The following is an 18,163-nucleotide window of genomic DNA, read 5'->3' as shown; positions in this document are numbered from 1 at the left end:
GCGTCCAATTGCATGGGATTGCGGCTTGATTGTTCGGTTCGTGCGGTCTCTATGCGGGCCTCGACGATGGCGCGAACGGCGCTTTAGCTCGCTTAGCCCTCGCGATGGATTGGGCTTGCCGCCCGCTCCTCCGCGTAGAGGATCTCGTTCTGCGCCTCCAGGATGCGCATGGCGTCGCCGATACGATCTGCACACCTCTCGCTTATCGACCTCAGGGCCAGGATCCCCTCGACGTCGAGCGGGTCCAGCTGGTCGGCATGCGCCAGGGACTCGAGCAACTGGTCCAAGCCCCTCGCCAGCCTCCCGGCATCCGCCACCGCGTCGAGCAGTTCGAGGCGCTCCACCTTCTCTTCGTAGCCCAACATCTGCTTGCCTCCTTCTCCCAACGGACGTGTCGCGCAGCACCGTAGCCTTTCCGTGCGGAGAGCCATCTCGCCGCCAGCGTTCCCGTGCGCATATCCGCCGCAAGCGGCGCGGGAAATGCCGTCCGTCCCGGCTCATGCCGCGGCGCCGCGGCTCGGGGACCCGGCTCCGTCCCCGCCGCGACGTCGTCGCCTATCCCCGCCGGAGCCCAGCAACCGCCGACGGGCCGCATCCCATGCCCGGAGGGTCTCGGCGCCCACGCCGGATTCCATGCCGCACGCCTCCGCCCCTCCGACCCGAAACCCGCCCCGGCGCTCCTTGGACGCGGAGGGTCGCACGCCGGCAGGCGGCCCGCAAGGGCCGCGACACTTTTTCGGGTTCTCCGCCCCATGCGCTCCGCGCGCGAACAACGCGAAAAACTGCCGTCGGGAGACTTCTATTTCCATGCCCGACTTCGCTTCCTCCCTTGCCGGCGCGCCCGCGCTGCATGCGACTCACGCGGCGCAAGGCACGCCACAGGGGCGGGCCTCAGAGTCTAAGGAGCAAGACATGAACGACATGAAGGAAAAGGCGATGGGCGCGGTCAAGGCCTTCCTCGAGCGCAAGGGCTACGAGATCGTCGACGAGGCCTGGCAGGGACCCGAGGGCATCGGCGGGATCGACCTCGTGGCGGTGGACGAGGACGGGACCCTGGTCTTCGTCGACGCCACGGTCCGGATCGGGACGGACGGCTTCCCCGAGGCCCACAGGGCGCGCGGGCTGCGCGAGGCGCTGGCGGCGAGGTGGCTCGCCGGCAACGGCGACGACTACGCCGACACCCCGGTCCGCTTCGACGAGGTGGCGATGATGGTCGTCAAGGAGAACCGCGCGCTCCTTCGCCACCACGTCAACTGCTTCGGCGAGATGGAGCCGCTCTCCTAGGCGGCGCGCCCGGCCCCGGGCTCCCGGGGCCGGGCTTTCCCCCGAAACCCGGCCCCTGTACCACGAAAACGTACATATACGTACGTTTTCGTGGTACACTCCGCTTGTCGGACAAATACGTACGGTTTTGTCCCGACGCTCCGAGACTCGGGGCGCGCCGGACCGGATGCGGCGAGGCGCGCCCCACGCTAGAGAGGACGCGACCCATGCGCACGATAGCAATTTCCAACTACAAGGGCGGCGTCGGCAAGACGACGACCGCCGTGAACCTGGCGGCCATCTTCGCCGCCCGGGGCCTTCGGACCCTGCTCGTCGACCTCGACCCGCAGGCGTCGGCCACAGACTTCTTCGCCCTCTACGACCGGGCCGCCTCCGAGCGGCGCACCTCGGTCGAGCTGCTCTACGGCGGCGCCCCCGTGGAGGAGGTCGCCTACGCCGCCGGGGAGGGCCTCGACGTGGTGGCCTCGACCATCGACCTCGTCGACCAGAACGAGATGCTCCTGCGCGAGCAGCGCCTCAAGTTCGCCCTCGACGACGCCTCGGGCTCCTACGACGTCTGCCTCATCGACTGCAGCCCCGTGATGCGCAGGCTCGCCTTCAACGCCTACCTCGCCGCAGCGGAGGGCGGCATGGTCGTCATCCCCGTGAAGCTCGACTCCACCGTGATGCGCGGCACGGCGCTCACCGTGGAGGCGACGCGCTCCATCGCGGACGCTCTGCGCATGCCCACGCCCAGATGGAAGATACTGCGCACCTGCGTGCCCGGCCGCATGACCAACGCCGAGGCTACGGGCGCGGCCGTGCTCGACGGGTTCTTCCCGGGCGAGCAGTTCGAGACGGTTATCCACGCGAGCAGCAAGGTCTGCGAGGGCAGCTGGCAATGGAAGCCGGTGGCAGCCTTCGAGCCGGGGAGCCGCCCCGCGCGCGACTACGAGGCTCTCGCCGACGAGGTGTCCCGTGAGCTCGCCTAGCCAGGTGGCCGCGGGCTTCACCATCACGGGGCTTCTCGACGGCGCGTCGCGCACCCGCGGGCGCTACCCGGTGTCCGAGATAGCGGTGGCCGATATCGCCGATCACCCGGCGAATGCCGCGTACTCCATGGACCCAGCGGGGATAGCCGAGCTCGCCGAGTCCATACGCGAGGACGGCCTCACCGACCTGCCGCTGGTGCGCAAGGTCGGCGACGGCTCGTGGCAGATGGTCTCCGGGCACCGGCGCAAGGCCGCCTACGCGCTGCTCGCCAAGGACGACCCCGCCTACGAGAAGATGCCCTGCCGCGTGATAGAGGGCATCGACGACGAGCGGGCGGTGACGCTGCTCCACGCCGCGAACTACTTCACCCGCGCGCTCACCGTGACCGAGCGCGCCGCAGCGACCGAGGCGCTCAGGGGCGACGCCGTGCGCCTGCGCTCCGAGGACCCGTCGCTTTCCGGCATGCGCGTCGACGACGTGAAGGCCACCATCATCGAGCGACAGACGGGCCGCAAGGTCTCCGGCAAGACCATCGCGCGCGAGGAGAGGCTGGCCCGCCGGATCGCCGAGGACCTCTCGCCCGAGTGGGCCGCCGAGGCCGACCGCGGCAACCTCAGCGCCGAGGCGGTGCGCTCGCTCGCGGGCATGCCGAAGGAGCGCCAAGCGGAGATGCACGCCGCCATGGAGCCCTGGCGGCGCACCAAGCGGGAGCTCTCCGACTACGTGAGGAGCGAGAGCAAAACGCAGGCCGGCCCCGACGGGCGCATCGCGAAGGCCGCGAGGCTCGTCGCCGACTTCCTGGAGAGCCCGCCCGAGAGCCCGAGCGCGGCCGACCTCTCGCTACTGCGCGAGATGGCGCTCATGACCGCCCCGTACGCGGATGCGGGCAGCGATGTCCGAAAGCGCCGCAGAAGGGCTTCAGGCCCGAAATCCAGCAAGTAGCCTATGGCGTCCGACATCGCGTCGGGCGTCCATAGCACTTGGGGACCGGGCAGCCTCGGACCCGTCATGCCGCGGGCCGTTGGGGAGCCCGCTTACGCGAGGCCCGGTCCCAGAGGCGGCGCCCAAGCCGGGCCGCCGCCTGCGGGGGATCCCCCGCGCCCCTAGAGAGACGCGCCCGCCGTGCGGCGGGCCCAAGGAAAGGAATCCGCAATGGAAGAGAGCACCGGCGGCGCCGGGGGCAAGGAGCGCCGCGTCACGTTCCGCATGGAGGGAGGCGACTACGACGCGCTCTGCGAGCGGTGCGAGCGCGCGGGCCTAAGCAAGTCGGAGTACCTGCGCTACCTCGTGCGCATACCGCTGGCGACGGAGGCGAACGCGGGAGACGAGCATCGCATACTCGTCGACCGGAAGGCCCTGTGGGCGATGTCTCGGGAGCTCACGAAGTGGGGCTACCACTACAACCAGGCCGTGCACGCGATGAACCTCATCAACTTCCACGCCCGCCACGGGCGCGTCGACCGCGACCTCGTCGCGGATAGAATCCCGACGATCGAGCACGAGCTCGCCGACGTGAACGCCGCGGCCCGCGAGATGACGGCGGAGCTCGGTCGCATCGGCGCCGACTCGCTCGTGGAGGGCTCGCCATGCCGATCCTGAAGCCGATAAGCGGCCACGGCTCGACGGGCGGCATCCGCCGCTACCTCGAGAAGGGAGGCCGCGCCCTGGCGCGAGACCTGTTCAACCTGAGCTACGACGAGCGCGACGCCGGCGCGCTGGGGGAAGATGCCAAGGAGGCCTGCGCCTGGGACGCCGAGATGGACGCCACGCGCGCCGCGTTCGGCACGGACGCACCCTGGAGGGGTAAGCCCGCGCGCACGTTCAAGCACTTCGTGCTCTCGCCGGACCCCGGCGACGACATCGACCTGGCTGCGCTGCGCGAGCTCGCGTGCTCGTGGGCGCTCAAGCACTTCGGCGACCACGAGATCGCCATCGTCTACCACGACGACAACGCCCGCGGCATACCGCACGCGCACATCGTCGTGAACAACGCCAACCTCCGCACCGGCTACCGCATGCAGACCCAGCACCCCGAGGACCTCAACCGAGACCTGCAGGACATGGCCCGCGAGCGCGGGCTGTCGGGTCTCTTCAACGACCGAGCTCCCGAATCGCCGTCGAAGGCGCGCGGGCATGCCGGCGCGGGCGGGCCCAGGAGCCGCAGGAGCGTCTACCTGGGCCGGGCCGAGAAGGAGATCATGCGCTCTGGCGGCTACTCGTGGGTCGGCGACATCCGCGCCCGCGTCGCGCTCGCCAAGACCACGGCGCGCGACGAGGCGGAGTTCCTCGGCATCCTCGACGCCTTGGGCGTGCACGTCGCCGACAACTCGGCCAAGGCGCGGCGGGACGACTGGGTGTTCAGTCTGGCGGAGGAGCCGTCCAAGAAGGTAACCGGCGAGCGCCTGGGCTTCGTCTACGGCAAGGAGATGCTACGCCGGCGCTTCGAGCGCGAAGACGCCTACCGCCCCACGGACGCGAGCACCGCGCGGATCCGCGAGGCCGCCGAGCGAGCCCTCGAGCTCAACGACCTCTCGGAGCTGAGCAGGCTCTCCTCGGCGCTCGAGACGTGCGCGAAGTTCGACGTCGAGTCGATTGAGGAGTTCGGTCTCAGAATGGCGACGCTCGAGCGGCGCGGCCAGGCGGGTGGCGAGGGGTACCGCCGCCTCGAGGCCGCGCGCGCCTACATGGCCGAGAACGGGCTCATGCCCCTCAAGACCCGCTACGGGGACGTTGAAGGGCGCGACGATGCCAGCGGCAATTCGCGCCAGTGCCGCCGAGCGGACGAGCAACAGCGCATCCTCGCCGCCGAGCGGCAGCGGGTCCAGCAGGACCAGCGCAGGGAAAGGGGCCGGAGATGATGGTGAGGATAGAGTACGAGGGCGGCAGGACAACGCTGTTCGACACGCTCTCGTTCACGGAGGGCTCGCCGTTCTCCGGCGCGAACATGCTCACGGAGTTCGAGCTCGAGATGCGCGAGGAGCCCGAGAAGGGGCTCTGGCTCACGGCGAACTGGCACCAGGTACGCGACGACTGGCGCACCGACGCGCCCGCGGACGGCATCCCGGCGGCGCGCAGGTCCCGCGGGTGGCGCTTCATGCTGGCCTCGGAGGCAGAGCTCGGGCGCGCCCGCCGCGTCCTGCTCGACGGCGACGAGGCGTTCGCCCGGGTGCGGGGATACCTGTGCGACTCGACCGCGATTGGCGCCTGCTACCGCGAGCACGTGGGCCCTCCCTCAAAACCGCTGAAGTCGCAGATAAGGGAGCTGCAGTGCGCGCTGGGGAGGGCGGAGGTCCCGGGTGTGCCCGACGAGCTGGCGAGGCTGCTCGCGGAAGAGAAGGAAGAGGGCGCCGAGGAGGGCGTGCGTAAGGTCAAGGAAGATTGGGGTGACGTCGATGAAGAGGCTTGGTAGGTTCCTCATGGCGGCGCTTAAGGTCACGCTGGGCTTTTTCGTCTGGCTGTTCCGCGCCGTGTTCAAGTGGGTGATGTGAGAAGAGGCGGGCAATTGCCCGCCTCTTCTTCTTGGCATCTAATCTTTCTGATCGTCGATGAGCCAACAGTCGGTTCCGTCCGTGAGCAGCGTCCTGGCTGTCCGGGATGCCGCTGCGATACGTTCGATCTCGCCTTTTCGATCTTCGGCTTCGGACCTCAGTTTCGACTCTCCCGAGCGTAGGCTCGTGCGCATCTCAACCTTAGCCTCGAGGAGCTGCTTTTTTGCGGCGGCTCTAGGCGTCTGGGAGACCAGCCTCTTGAGGGCGTTCCCCTGGGTGCCGCGAGGAAGCGCGATAGGCGCCCCCTTCATGCCCCCGATCTTCATCTCCATGAGCGCGGCGAGGACCTGCCTCTTTTTCAGGAAGCCCTGAGATTTGTCGAGGATCCGCTGTTCTTCGATGAGGGCGCTGCGGTCGTCCATACTGCCGTCGTAGTACATGCGCGTCATGGCGAGCGCCGACAAGGCCTGGAGGCACATGCCGAACTGAGCCTCGTAGGATTGGATCTCTTTAAGCAACGGTTCGAGGTCCTTCTCGCGCTCGGCGGCGCCCCTGACCCCGTCTTCGACGCCGGCGAGTTGCTCGGTAATCCAATCGATTACCTGGCCGACGTCGTTGTACCTGCCCTCGATCTCGTTTCTTGCCGCCTGGCGCGCCTCGGCGGGCTTTTGGAGGTAATCGTCATGAAGGGCTGCGTAGGTTCTGGCGATATCCAGGGCATTTTTGACCTTCGCCTTCTGATCTCCGGCGATCATGGAGGCGATCGATTCCAGCTTGGTGTCGATGCGCTGGAGGCTGTCGCTGATTTCGGTCATGTACGCCTGGCCGACAACCATCGCCGCCGCGGCAAGGCCGATGCTGGCGATCTGCGCGGGGCTGACCCCGGTGGCTTTGAGCGAGACGTCGCCGCTCAGGCGACCCTTTGGGTCTCGGACGAGGGCCCTCACCGCTTCCGGATCCTTCTTCGAGGCGACGAGGTCCTTAAGGCTGTAGCCTTCGGGGACCTCGACTTTGTAGAGCTGCTTTCCCTCGACGAGGTCTATGACATCCGAGGCGAGGCCGAGAAAGGCGTCCGCCCGCTCTCCGATGCCGACGTTGTTCTCTTTGCTCGTATTCGCGATGACCTTGATGCTGTTGAGGTCGTCGATCGCAACAACCTCGACGCTAATCGGCGCAAGTTCTTTGTCGCTCATGCTCTTAGCGCCTATCTCGCCTCGTCGGAGCGTGCCAGGACGTCCCATTTGTTGTACGAACTCTCGGCCTGAAGATCCCTGACGAGGGTCTCATAGCGGCTCTCGAGGTCTTTCTCCTCACACGGGAAGAGCAGGATCATCATGGGTCTTTTGAACTTGAAGTCGGCGTAGACGTCGACGTTGCCGAAGCCGCAAAGCTGTGTGTATATGCTGAAGCCCATGGATTTGCCGCAACCGACATAGACGTCCTCGTAGGCGGAAGGGTCTTTCTCTCGTGCCGATTTCATCGTGACGACGGCGTAGCAGCCGGCGATCGCCATGTACCCATCGCTGAGGTCGGCTTCGCTGGAGACGTTGTTCTCAAAGTTCTCGAAGAAATCTTTTGCGGAGATCGGCGGAAGCGAGCTTGCCACGGCCTTCTTGCGGGATGCCTCGAGTGACTTTTGCTGCTCCTTCCTGTCTTTGATTGCCCGACCCTTTGAAAGGAATGAGTCCCTGGCTTCTCCCAGGCTATCTGCCGCCTGCTTCCCCCTTTGCTGCCCCCAGTCGATCAGAGCGGGCCCGTATTTGTTCACAGCGGGCTCAACGAAGGGCAGAACGTCTTTTCCGATGTCGATAGCCTTTTTGACGTCTTGCAGCTTAATCTTTCCCAATTGCGTACCTCTGTTCATGGACAACCGGAAGCTTATCGAGAAGCAGCCGGCAGCGTCTTGTTTCTATCAAGTGCGTAAATTATCTCACCACATGCAAGACCCCTTGCCGAGATATAGCGGCAAGGGGTCGAAGGGTCATATTCGGTTGTAGTTTCGATCTGCAAGTCCTAGTCTCGGTCGTCGTCGCCGGCTGCGCAGCAGGCGTAGGCCGTGAGCGTGAGGAGCCCCATGAGGAGCCCTATTCCGAAGGGCGCGAATCCCATGCTTCCACCTCCTTCGCGTAGACGACGGTGCGCGAGTTGCTCGTCTGGTAGCTGCACGTCACGAAGGCCCAGGCATGCGCGATGTCCGAAGGCTCTTCCAGGACGACCTCGCAGCGGGACAATTTGTCCCCGAGGTAGGCGTCGAGAGCCGCCGCGTCGGCGAAGTCGGTCCGCTTGCCCTCCGAGCTCGCGTCGACCACGTCGGCCGCGAAGACCTCGAGCTCGATCTCCTTCTCGCGGGTGTAGATCCGGATGGTGCGGTGCCCCTCGGCGAAACCGCGCGACGAGTACTGCGCGAGCGGCGCGAACATGGTGCCGTCGGACATGTGGTGCCCGTAGACGATGACGATCAGGCTCTCGGCGCCCTGCGCGCACCCGGCGTCTATGTAGGGAGCGCCCCATGCGGAGCGCTCGCCGTTAGCATCGTGCGTGAGGTAGAAGTCGGGCGATTCCCGCCGGCCCTGGACGATCGGGTAGTCGACGGTCGTGCCCGGCACGCGCACCCATGCGACGACGGAGGCTGGAAGGGCGTCCCAGTCGATTCCGCCTCCCGTCTCTTGCGCCCCCATCGCCGCGTCCTTTTCCGCAGCGGGCACCTCGTGCACCACGTACGGGTTCCTCTCGGGTTGCGGCAGGACGGCGAGCGCCGCCAGCGCCAGCAACGCCACGGCGACGGCGAGCGCCGTGGCGGCTTTCCCTTTGTCCATGTCCTCCCCCGTTCGCAGGGGAGGCCCCGGGCGGGCGCCCAGGGCCTCCGGTTCGGTATCGATGCGGCGCCGCTACTCTTCCGGCTCTTCGGCAGGCTCTTCGGCCGCCTCGTCCTTGCTTGCGCCGGCTGTCTTGCGCTTGCGGTACGCGAGCGCTCCGCCCGCGCCCGCCGCAGCTGCCAGAGCGGTGCCCGCGGCCACGGCGTAGCCGGTGCCGTCGGGGGCGTCGGCCCCGGTCTTGGCGTAGGGCTCCTCGGGGACCTCGGGCGTGTCGGGGTTGTCCACGACGACGCTCTGCTCGGCGGAGTCGATGTCCTCGTGGGCCGCGACGACGTTGCCGGCGGAGTCCAGGACCTTCTCGAAGACGACGAGCTCGTCTCCCTCGGCCAGGCCCTCGGTGTCGAACTCGAAGGTCACCTCGACGGTGCCGGAGGGCGCCTCGGGCTCGAAGGGCGTGCGCGCGGTCACCTCGTTGCCGTCCTTGTCGAGGAACGGCTCTCCGGTGCCCTTGTCCATGAGCGTGCCCACGGCGATGTAGGTCTCGCCGGGGACGAGGCCCTTGTAGGCCACCGTGTCGATGACCTTGGCCTTGCCGGCCTCGATGACCTGGTCGCCGTCGGCGGCGTCGGCCGCCTGCGTGCCCACCTCGACGGCGACGTGGACTGTCTGGCCCTCGTCGGAGAGGTCCGCGTGCGACGCCACCTCGGCTCCGTCCTTGCGTAGGCTCTCGAACACGACCAGGTCGCGGCCGCCGAGCAGGCTCGCGTCGAAGGAGATCTCTACGTCCCGGCTGCCCGTCGAGAGCGCGGGGGCGAACTCTGCCTTGGCCCCCACGGGCATGCCCGAGGCGTCGGCCACGGGCTCGCCGGTCGTCTTGTCGACGAGGGTTGCCGAGAGCTCGTACTCCTCGCCGGCCTTCAGGCCCTCGTAGGCCACCGCGTCGACGACCTTGGCCTCGGCGTCGGCCGAGACGTCCTTGTCGCCGTCCGCGCCGTCCTTTGCCGTGGTGGAGATGCGCGGGCCCTCCTGGTCGTCGAGGCCCATCCACACGGCCTTCGCGACCGTCGAGTCGCGATCGATCCAGAAGCTCCTGGTGATGAGCTCGAGGCCCTCGTTGGCATCGCAGCGCAGCTCGGTCATGGTGTAGGCGCCGTACGGCAGGGCCGCCAGCGAGTCGTCCACCGGCGCCGAGGAGCCGTCCTCGCCGAGCGAGAACCAGATGCCGGCCTCCGGGTCCATGTCGGCGGCGGCAATCGCGCCCTCGTGGCCGAGCAGGGCGTCGTTGGCGTTGGTGTCCCTCGAGTGCCTGTTCCAGCTGCTCGCGGTCGACGCGTCGCCGTTGCGGTCCGTCACCAGCACGTGCGTCTCGCCGGTGGCCGCGTTCTCGATGGCGAACGGGACCATGAGGCCGGCGTTGTCGGCCTCGCTCTTCTTGGAGAGCTCGAGGTCGTTGCGCACCACCTGGTCGCGGAACTCGAGCACGGCGCCGTCCGCGGAGGCGCTCACGACCTCGCCGGCGGCGCGGACCTCGAAGGTGCGGGGCTCGCCGTCGGTCAGCAGGTAGCTCCCGTTGGTCGCCGTCTCCCGCACGTCGTAGGTCCCGTACGGCAGGGCGTCGGCCGCGGTCTGGGCGGTGTAGGCGCCGGCCTCGTCGTTCCATGCGGTGGCCAGCGTGGCCACGGCTTCGCCCGGCTCGCGCCACTCGCCGTCAACGAGGACCTTGTGCGCCGAGCGGTTCGTGACGGTGAACTCGATCCCGTCGAGGCCGGGGTGCTCGCCAGGCGCCTCCTTGTGGCCGCTGCCCGCGAGCGCCTCGGACGCCTGCAGCTCCTTGTCGGACTTGGTCACCTGCACGCCGCCGCGGAAGACCTCGTCGGTCACGGGGTCGCCCGTGAGGTCGGCCACCTCGCCGGCCTTCACGGTGAATGCGACGGAGGCGTCGCTGGCGCCGTAGCCCTCGGGCGCGCCGGACTCGACGATGCGGTAATTGCCCGCGGGAAGCGCGTCGGCGCCGGTCGCGGCGACGTGCGACCCGTCCTCGGGCGCGGCCTTGGTCGTGGCGCATACCTCGCCGTCCGCGTAGTACTCGCCGCCGACCAGCACGTAGCGGCCGGTCTCGTTCACGACGGAGAAGCTCGCGCCGTCGAGCGAGGCGTCGCCCTGGGGCTCGGCGCCCGCCTCGGAGTCCGTTTTGGCTACCTTGACTCCGCCCGTGGACCAGCTGAAGCTCACGAGCGTCTGGGAGCCGCCGCCGGTCCTGACGCAGAACGCCTCGAACCCGGCGGATACCTTGCCGGCGCCCGCCTTCATCTTGGCGAAGGTCCCGCCGATCAGCTCGGATTTCGCCCAGGAGGCGAACTCGGCGCTCGTGCCGTGCGTGGCAGCCGACTCGGACCCCGAGTAGGCGTAGGCGATGAGCACGTGGCTCGCAGCGGCGTACTTCGCGTCGTCCCAGCCGCCGCCGTCGTACCAGCTGCCGGGGAACATCGACGCGTCGAAGCCGGGAGAGCCGAACGAGTACCAGATCGCCGCGGTCACGTCGCCGCTCGGCACGGGGCTCGTCGAGTAGGAGCCCGGCGCGGGCGTCGGGGACGAGGGCTCGGCGCAGTAGGCGATGTTGCCGTCGGCGCTCATCCACGTGGTGGCGAAGCCGCCGTATGGGATCTTGCCGCCGATGGACACGTCGACCGTGCCCGGCGCGGCGTAGGCGGGCGAGGCTGCCACGGAGGCGAGCAGCGCCCCCGCCGCCAGGATGAGCGCCATGGCGCATCGGAGGAGCTTTTCCTGCAGGGTGCAGTCTTTCGCTGCGTTCATCTTTCCGCCTCCCTATCTCTCGACGCTTCGCTGTGCGCGGGGCGCCTCGTGCTCGGCGGCGCGGCTCGCCTGGCGGGCGTGCTCGGCGCGCTCCGCGAGGTAGCGCGAGCGCCCTGCGTCAACGGCCTCCTTGAGCTGCGCCGGCATGACCTTCACGGTGTCCTTGACCGCGCGGCCGCCCTCGTCGAGCTCGGGCTGGCCGTCCGGGCCCATCACCGTCTTCCTCAGCCACACCTCGCGGTTCGCGAGCAGCGGTATGTCCCGGAAGTCGGCCCCCTTGAAGCGGCTCTCGTTAACGAACATGGGGCTGAACTCGTAGCCTCCCACGTCCATGCCGTCGACGACGGTGCCCTTGGGAAGGGTCGCCGAGTTGAAGGTCCTGGCCTCGCCGGTCGCGCGGTCGGTGTACTCGATGCCCTCGCGCACGAAGCTCTTGTGCAGCGAGAGGTACACGTTCTTCCTCTCTTCCATGTCTTTCCTCCTTTTCGTTTTCAATCGGTCCTTGTCTTCTTCCGCCGGGACGCGTGCCCCGGCGGGGCGCCCCTATCTCATGGCGACCGCCCCCTTCCTCGCTTTTCCGCTAGAAGCCGCTCACGATGTCGCGCGCCCAGGAGCCGCTCTTCACGAGGGCCAGGATGAGCAGCACGCACATGGCCAGGTACTGCAGCGCGTAGGTGAGCCCGTTCGCGACCGCGTCGGCCGGGGTGCCCGTCCCGGGGTTCGCCCCGGTGAGCCCGCCGAGCACGAGCGGGAACGATATGAGCAGCACGAGGATGATGACGCCGGCGATGCAGACCGCCCCGAAGCTCTTCAGGTAGCCAAGGCCTATCTGGCGCGTGGCGTCCATGCCGAGGAACGCCAGCGGGATCGGGGCGAACGCGGCCATGATGTAGAGCTGGAGCGCGCGGGCCCAGCAGACCACGAGGGCGACGACGTAGGCCGCCAGCACCACGACCCAGCTGATGAGGCTCACGACGAGCATGGCGATGAGGGACGGGATGTCGTCGTCGGTGGTGACGACGGACACCTCGGGCAGGTCGAGCGCGCCTCCGGCGCCGAAGAGCGCCTCGACTCGGTCGATGGCGAGCCCGCAGACCTCGTAGATCGACGCCATCAGGTCGAAGCTGTTCTGTATGAGGAACAGGAACACGGCGAAGAACACGAGGAGGAAAACGACCTCCTTGACGCCGGGAAGGCTCTGGCTGCCGTCCATGCGCTGGGAGATCTCGATGAGCTTCAGGGTGAAGACCAGGCCGAGCACCCCGCACCCGATCGGCAGGATGGCAACCTGCCATACGCCCCGGGCTACGTCGTGCATGGTCAGGTCGCTCGAGCTCGTGAGCATGTGCGCGAAGTCGGCCGAGAGGATCCCGTTCGCGCCGATCGACCCGAGCACGCCCGTCTGCGCCTTGAACATCCAGTTGCAGCAGTCGCGCAGAAGGCCGCACAGCCAATCGTTGACGTCCCCGGCTATGTCGGCGTATGCCGGCTGCGCGGGGACGAGCAGGAGCGCGCAGAGGGCGAACGCCGTCGCGGCGGAGATGGCGAACGCCCTTCGGCGCCGCGATTCAAGCGCCCGCACGGCTACATCGCCTCCAGCGAGCCGCCGCGCGAGACCACGGTGACCACCGTCGAGGCGGGGTCGTCGAGCGTGAAGGTCGTCGACGCGACGTTTCCGGCGTAGTCGAGCCACACCTCCTTGTCCCAGGTGGCTCCCGTCGCCTGCGGGGACACCTCCGCCGCCTTCCCGACGACGGCCTCCTCGATGGCGGCGACGTCTGCGCCAAGCGCCTCGGAGAGGCGGCCGTCGGTGCCGGTCACGGAGAACGCTCCGTCTTGCGCCTTCTGGGGCACGTAGGCCTGCGTCAGAAGGTCGCATGCCAGGGTGCGGGCGTCCCCGTCGCCCGAGACCTGGATGAGCGAGAGCCCTCCCGCCTTGTCGCCGGTTCCCTTGACCTCGATGGGCACGCTGAGCACGCCGCCGGCCCCGGAGGGCTCCTCGGCCGAGAAGAACCAGGCGCGCTCGGTGCCGCCCGCGCTCTCCACCATGGCGCCCTCGACGATCCGCAGCGTGGCCGTCGGGTCGTCGGCGCCCGTCCATGCGGTGTTCCAGAGCGCCTCGGCGCCCGAAGCGGCCTTCCCGGTTGCCACGTCGGCGCCTGCAGCCGCGGGCTGCTCTTGCTCCTGGGGACTATCCTGCGCGCCTTCCTGCGGGGCGATGGCGCAGCGCGCCGCGCCCGCGCCGAGCGCCACGACGAGCGCGCCTGCCGCGACGGCGGCCATGACCCTTGACTTTCCCTGCATTGGTTTCTCCTATCTCGCGGTGAGCGCGCAGCTGAAGCTGCCGATGCCGCTCGCTATGCGGCACACGTCGCCCGTTCGCGGCTCGTGTATGTACCTGTCGTCGCCGATGTAGATGGCCACGTGGCCCGAGCGGTAGAGGATGTCGCCGGGCTTCGCCTCCGAGAGCGGTATGCGCCTGAGCTCCTCGTACTGGGAACCCGTGTAGTGGCTTATGCGGATGCCCGCCTGCGCGTAGCAGTACTGCGTGAGCCCGCTGCAGTCGAGCGCCTTGCCGGGGGTCGAGCCTCCCCACACGTAGGGCACGCCGAGCTGGCTGTACGCCGCCTCGACGATCGCGTTCCCGTTCGCGGCCGGGTCCTTCAGGTCCTCGACCGTCATGGAGTCGAACCTGTAGAGGCCCCATTGCGCCATGATCGACTTCAGGGACTCGACGTAGGACGAGTCGGTCGCCCAGCCGGCGTCCTTGAGCCCCTCGGCCATCCTGTCCGAGTCGCGCTTCTCGATCGCCTTGCGGATGAGGGCGTTGCCCGAGTAGCGCCCCGCCTGCAGGAAGACCCTGCTGCGGAAGCGGATGCACTCGGCGTCGCCGGTGAAGCGGATGAAGCTCGCCGTGATCTGGGTGCGCTCGCCGGGCACGTACTCCTCGCTGGTGGCCCAGTTCGCCTTGCCGGCCACCTCAGGGCAGCCCGCGTAGCCCGACCACCACTTCATGCCGAAGAGGTTGTGGTCGCGCTCTGCGAGCCGGCTCATGCGGTCGCCCTGGCCGGACTCCTGGATGATCTGCGCGATGGTGCAGCCCGCCGGGTGCCCGTACTCCTCCTGGCACTCGAGCGCCGCCTCGACCATCTCGTAGGTGATGTAGGGCGGCAGCCCCTCGAGGCCCCGCTTGGAGGCCGCGTCGTCCCAGAAGCCGAACAGCGCGCTCAGCAGCTGCGCGACGGCGAGCGCGCAGGCGACGAAGGCCACGATGCCGGCCACCGCCCCGAGCAGGGCGGGCGCCGCGCCCGAGACCGCGCCCGCGATCGCGGAGGCGGCGCCCTTCGACCCCGCAGCGCGGGCCGCCTCGCCCGACGCCTGCGCGGCCGCCTGGGCCGCCTGGTGCTTGGCCGGGGCGGTCGCGCCGGCTGCCTCGGGGCCGCGCGCGCCTCCCTTTGGGGCGCCGAGGGCGGTCGCCGCCTTGCGGCTGCCTTGGGCTGCTTTCTTCGCCTTCCTCTGCCGCAGCCCTCCCGCGGCCTTCTTGGCCGCACGCCCCGCGTCGTACATGCCCGAGGCGCCCTCGAGCTCCTCCGAGTCGTCGAGCTGGGAGACGGCCTCCCGGGCGATCGCCAGCTTCGCCGCATCGACGCGCGAGCGCATCGCGGCCGCCGCGCGCCGGTCGCCGGCTGGTTGGGACAATTTGTCCCCGAGCCCGCCTTCCGGCGCGTCGGGCCTGGAAGGGCGCCCCTTCGCCGTTGCGGCGGGGCCTCCCGCCTCGTCGAGCGGGCCGGCGCCCTCCGAGACGTTTCCCAGGGCGTCGCGCTCGGTCTCCGCGACGTCGCCCGCGGTGAGCACGTCGCGGCGCCGCGCCCCGACCACCTCGAGCATCCCGCCGCCCTCGCTCGGGCCGGCCATTCCTATTCCTCCGCCTCTCGCGCCGCCCGGCGCATCTCGCGCTCGGCGACCTCTGCGGGCTTGGTGTTCCACAGGTCGTAGAGCGAGCCTTTCGGGAAGTCGTCGGTGATGGGCACGCGGATCCCGGCGCTGATGAGCAGGCCCTCGCCGGGCTTGACCGCGTCGCCGATGTAGCCGCGCTCCGTGGCGGAGAGCTGGAGCATCTCCGCCCATGCGTCGAGGTCGGCGGTGGACTGCTTGTGCAGCAGGAAGAACTCGGAGTTGAGCACCATGTCGCGGGCCTCGGCGTTGGCCAGCATGTGGCTCGTGTTCTGGCTGATGCCGGTGCAGATGAGGCCGAACTTGCGCCCCTCGCGCCACAGGCGGGCGAAGTACTCGACCACCGTCGGGTGCGCGAAGAGGCTCTGCACCTCGTCGATGTAGAGCCAGGTGTAGCTGGGGCGCGGCGGCGTGACCATCACGCGGTTGCGCACCATCTCGAGCGCCGTGATCATGCCGAACACGCGCATGTTCTGGCCGAGGCCGTGCATGTCGATGTTGGTGATGCGGTTGTCGAGCGCCACGTTGCTCTGGCCGTTGAAGAAGGAGAACGCGCCCTTCACGTAGCGCTCGTAGCGCAGCGCGATGTCGGCGGCCTCGGGCTCGGGCTGAGCGAGCAGCGCCGCGTGGAAGTCGCCGAGCGTGGGCAGGCGGCCGTCCCTCGCGCACTCCCGGTACGCCTCGCCGACGCAGCGGGCGATGATCGAGCGGTCGCGCTCCGGCAGGCCCTCGCGGCCCTCGGCCATGAGCGCGCTCGAGAGCGCGAGCACCGCGTCGGTCTTGTACGCGAGCTTGGCGGCGTCGGCGCGGTCCGCGACGTCGGCGGTGTCGAGGGGGTTGAGCACCGCCGAGCATCCCGGGGCGAGCTCGACATTCGCGCCGCCGAGCGCGCCGACGAGGTTGCCGTACTCGCCGGCCGGGTCGAAGATCACGACCTCGTCCTCGGGGTGCGCGAGAACGGTGTTGGTTATCTCGCGCTTCACCGAGAAGCTCTTGCCCGATCCGGGCTTGCCGCACACGAAGCCCATGGGGCTCGCCAGGCGCTTGCGGTCGCACAGCACCAGGTTCCCGCTCTCCTTGGACTGCCCGTAGTAGCCTCCGCCCGCCTCGTCGAGGCTCTGGCTGGCGAAGGGCATCTGCATGGCCACCTGCCCCGTGGTGAGGTAGCGGCTCACGGTGACGTGGTTGTCCCCGAGCGGGAGCACCGAGTTGAGAGCCTGGCGCTGCCGGAAGTGGAGCGGCTCGAGGCCGATCGTGCAGCCCTGCGCGACGCTCGTCACCTGCTGGACGCGGCGGTCGAGCTCCTCGAGGCTGTCGGCCCAGGTGTAGACGAGGCCCGTGTAGACGAACAGGCGCTCGGACTTGTTGCGAAGGAAGTCGAGCAGCTCCTCGGCCTCCTCCTTCGAGAAGCGCAGCTCGGGCGGCAGGATCTGGTAGTCGTAGCCCTTCTTCACGGCGCTCATCTGCTCGTCGATGATCTCCTTGTCCATCCAGTCGATCTGGCGCTTCACGAGCGCAAGCGCCTCGCTCTGCGCGATGGGCTGCACGTGCAGCGTCACGTTGAGCGGCAGCGGCAGGTCGATGATGGAGGCGAGGTAGGTCTCCTCGATGACCGACCCGAAGCTGCGCACCGCGAGCACCGCGCCGTAGCGCCCGTCGCTGCGGAAGCAGTCCGACCTGCCCTCGGGCTTGAAGTCGAGCGTGGAGGGCATGACGAAGTCCTTCGTGCGCGCGCCCGACGTCGGGGACAATTTGTCCCAGGAGAACTCGAAGCGCGACCCCGGGCGCAGCTGCCCCTGCAAGAGCTCGAGCCTCTCGGCGCCGTCGAGGGCACGCGACGAGCAGCGTATGCGCGCGAGCGTCTGCTCCACGTCTCCCCGGATGCGCGCGAGCTTGGGCACCGCGGCGTCGACGTCGTCGGCGCCCACGGCGTAGGTCAGGTAGCGGTGGCGCACGAGGTTCGAGACGCCCTCGCGCATCTTGTCGTTGAGGATCCGGTTGTACTCTTCGGCGAGCCCGGAGGTGGCGCGCTCCCCGGGCTCGAAGAAGACCTTGCGGCCGACCTCGTCGGCGGGGATGGGCGCGTTCACGACCTGGAGCTGCACGTGGGAGTCCGCCGGGAAGTAGTTGAACAGCGAGCTCATCACGGTGAAGGCCGTCTCGCGCGCCTCCTTGCGCGCGGACTGGTAGCTGATGTCGGAGAACTCGACCGTCTGGCTGAACACCCCGGGCATCACCTGGGCGATGCCGTCCCTGTACATGGCGTCGTAGCCGACGTAGGCGGCCATCTCGCTCGAGCGGTCGCGCTCCCGGCGGCGCCTCTGCCGCTCGGCCTCTGCGCCCTTCGAGGCGTCCTTGCGCCCGCCCGTGCCGCCGAGGAGCAGCCCGAGGGTGCTCGGGCGCTTCGGCCTATTCTCCTTGTTGATTCTTGCTCGGCTCATAGAGCTCGGCTCCTTTCTTCCTTGCCCTGCGCCTCGCGCGCCGCCCCGGGCGGCCCGGGCGCGGCGAGCCCTCGGGAAGGCTCCCGGCGAGGCAGGGCTCGTACGCGAGCAGCTGCGGGGAGAGCTCGTGTGCCGCCAGGAGAGGCAGCAGCTCCTCGGCGCGCATGCCGAAGGGCCGCCAGAACCCGGCGAGCCAGAACGGCATGCTGCAGAGCATGATCGGGAAGGCCGCGTCCGCGACGTCTGCGCGCAGGCCCAGGTGGACGAAGGCCGCCGCCCCGACCGCGCTGCCGAAGCCGAGCGACACGCATGCGAGCGTGCGCAGGCTCATCTTCCCGACGATCTTCTCCTCGTACTCTCCGATGTCCTTCTGCACCGGTATCCGGAGCGCCAT

17 protein-coding genes are annotated in these 18,163 nt (G+C 68.9%); 6 read left to right on the top strand and 11 right to left on the bottom strand.

The window, feature by feature from the left end:
- Positions 1-92: 92 nt before the first annotated feature.
- Positions 93-365: a hypothetical protein gene (locus AAAX77_RS08125; protein WP_349105747.1), complete on the bottom strand. Its 273-nt coding sequence runs from the start codon at positions 363-365 to the stop codon at positions 93-95.
- 547 nt (positions 366-912) lie between these two features.
- Here AAAX77_RS08125 and AAAX77_RS08120 point away from each other — a divergent pair.
- The 6 genes from AAAX77_RS08120 (at position 913) to AAAX77_RS08095 (ending at position 5,665) form a co-directional block, all read left to right on the top strand.
- Complete coding sequence (locus AAAX77_RS08120) at positions 913-1,284, top strand: YraN family protein (protein WP_349105745.1); 372 nt, start codon at positions 913-915, stop codon at positions 1,282-1,284.
- Between the two features lie 206 nt (positions 1,285-1,490).
- Positions 1,491-2,255, top strand: a complete 765-nt coding sequence (locus AAAX77_RS08115; RefSeq protein WP_349105744.1) for a ParA family protein — start codon at positions 1,491-1,493, stop codon at positions 2,253-2,255.
- A complete protein-coding gene (locus AAAX77_RS08110; RefSeq protein ID WP_349105743.1) occupies positions 2,242-3,198 on the top strand; it encodes a ParB/RepB/Spo0J family partition protein in 957 nt (318 codons plus the stop codon). The genes AAAX77_RS08115 and AAAX77_RS08110 overlap by 14 nt, the downstream gene beginning before the upstream one ends.
- Positions 3,199-3,408: 210 nt before the next feature.
- Positions 3,409-3,855: a CopG family transcriptional regulator gene (locus tag AAAX77_RS08105; RefSeq protein WP_349105742.1), complete on the top strand. Its 447-nt coding sequence runs from the start codon at positions 3,409-3,411 to the stop codon at positions 3,853-3,855.
- A complete protein-coding gene (locus AAAX77_RS08100; protein WP_349105741.1) occupies positions 3,843-5,114 on the top strand; it encodes a relaxase/mobilization nuclease domain-containing protein in 1,272 nt (423 codons plus the stop codon). Before AAAX77_RS08105 ends, AAAX77_RS08100 begins: the two co-directional genes overlap by 13 nt.
- Positions 5,111-5,665 carry a hypothetical protein gene (locus tag AAAX77_RS08095; RefSeq protein WP_349105739.1) on the top strand — a complete coding sequence of 185 codons (555 nt, stop codon included), beginning with the start codon at positions 5,111-5,113 and terminating at the stop codon, positions 5,663-5,665. The genes AAAX77_RS08100 and AAAX77_RS08095 overlap by 4 nt, the downstream gene beginning before the upstream one ends.
- A gap of 117 nt (positions 5,666-5,782) precedes the next feature.
- Here the strand turns inward: AAAX77_RS08095 and AAAX77_RS08090 are convergent, their stop codons facing one another.
- The 10 genes from AAAX77_RS08090 to AAAX77_RS08045 all read right to left on the bottom strand — a co-directional run bounded on the left by AAAX77_RS08090 (position 5,783) and on the right by AAAX77_RS08045 (position 18,163).
- The gene (locus AAAX77_RS08090) at positions 5,783-6,937 is read right to left on the bottom strand and encodes a hypothetical protein (RefSeq protein ID WP_349105738.1); all 1,155 of its coding nucleotides are present in this window, start codon (positions 6,935-6,937) and stop codon (positions 5,783-5,785) included.
- Between the two features lie 11 nt (positions 6,938-6,948).
- Positions 6,949-7,590, bottom strand: a complete 642-nt coding sequence (locus AAAX77_RS08085; RefSeq protein WP_349105736.1) for a hypothetical protein — start codon at positions 7,588-7,590, stop codon at positions 6,949-6,951.
- A 238-nt stretch (positions 7,591-7,828) separates the two neighbouring features.
- Positions 7,829-8,560, bottom strand: a complete 732-nt coding sequence (locus AAAX77_RS08080) for a class B sortase (RefSeq protein WP_349105734.1) — start codon at positions 8,558-8,560, stop codon at positions 7,829-7,831.
- Between the two features lie 72 nt (positions 8,561-8,632).
- Positions 8,633-11,374: a VaFE repeat-containing surface-anchored protein gene (locus AAAX77_RS08075; protein WP_349105732.1), complete on the bottom strand. Its 2,742-nt coding sequence runs from the start codon at positions 11,372-11,374 to the stop codon at positions 8,633-8,635.
- A 12-nt stretch (positions 11,375-11,386) separates the two neighbouring features.
- Positions 11,387-11,845 carry a DNA gyrase gene (locus AAAX77_RS08070; RefSeq protein WP_227110334.1) on the bottom strand — a complete coding sequence of 153 codons (459 nt, stop codon included), beginning with the start codon at positions 11,843-11,845 and terminating at the stop codon, positions 11,387-11,389.
- A 109-nt stretch (positions 11,846-11,954) separates the two neighbouring features.
- Positions 11,955-12,956 (bottom strand): conjugal transfer protein TrbL, encoded by a 1,002-nt coding sequence (locus tag AAAX77_RS08065; RefSeq protein ID WP_204244307.1) that lies wholly within the window; start codon positions 12,954-12,956, stop codon positions 11,955-11,957.
- A 2-nt stretch (positions 12,957-12,958) separates the two neighbouring features.
- On the bottom strand, positions 12,959-13,657 hold the full coding sequence (locus tag AAAX77_RS08060) for a hypothetical protein (RefSeq protein ID WP_349105730.1): 699 nt from the start codon (positions 13,655-13,657) through the stop codon (positions 12,959-12,961).
- Positions 13,658-13,687: 30 nt separating this feature from the next.
- Complete coding sequence (locus AAAX77_RS08055) at positions 13,688-15,289, bottom strand: NlpC/P60 family protein (protein ID WP_349105728.1); 1,602 nt, start codon at positions 15,287-15,289, stop codon at positions 13,688-13,690.
- Between the two features lie 2 nt (positions 15,290-15,291).
- The gene (locus AAAX77_RS08050; RefSeq protein ID WP_349105726.1) at positions 15,292-17,769 is read right to left on the bottom strand and encodes a VirB4-like conjugal transfer ATPase, CD1110 family; all 2,478 of its coding nucleotides are present in this window, start codon (positions 17,767-17,769) and stop codon (positions 15,292-15,294) included.
- Entirely contained in the window at positions 17,738-18,163 is a 426-nt protein-coding gene (locus tag AAAX77_RS08045; RefSeq protein ID WP_139913178.1) for a PrgI family protein, read from the bottom strand. Before AAAX77_RS08045 ends, AAAX77_RS08050 begins: the two co-directional genes overlap by 32 nt.

This window comes from Collinsella sp. CLA-ER-H6, from assembly GCF_040092305.1.
Lineage (GTDB): Bacteria > Actinomycetota > Coriobacteriia > Coriobacteriales > Coriobacteriaceae > Collinsella.
Note: the sequence above shows the minus strand (reverse complement) of the source record. Positions and strands in the feature narration are given on the sequence as shown.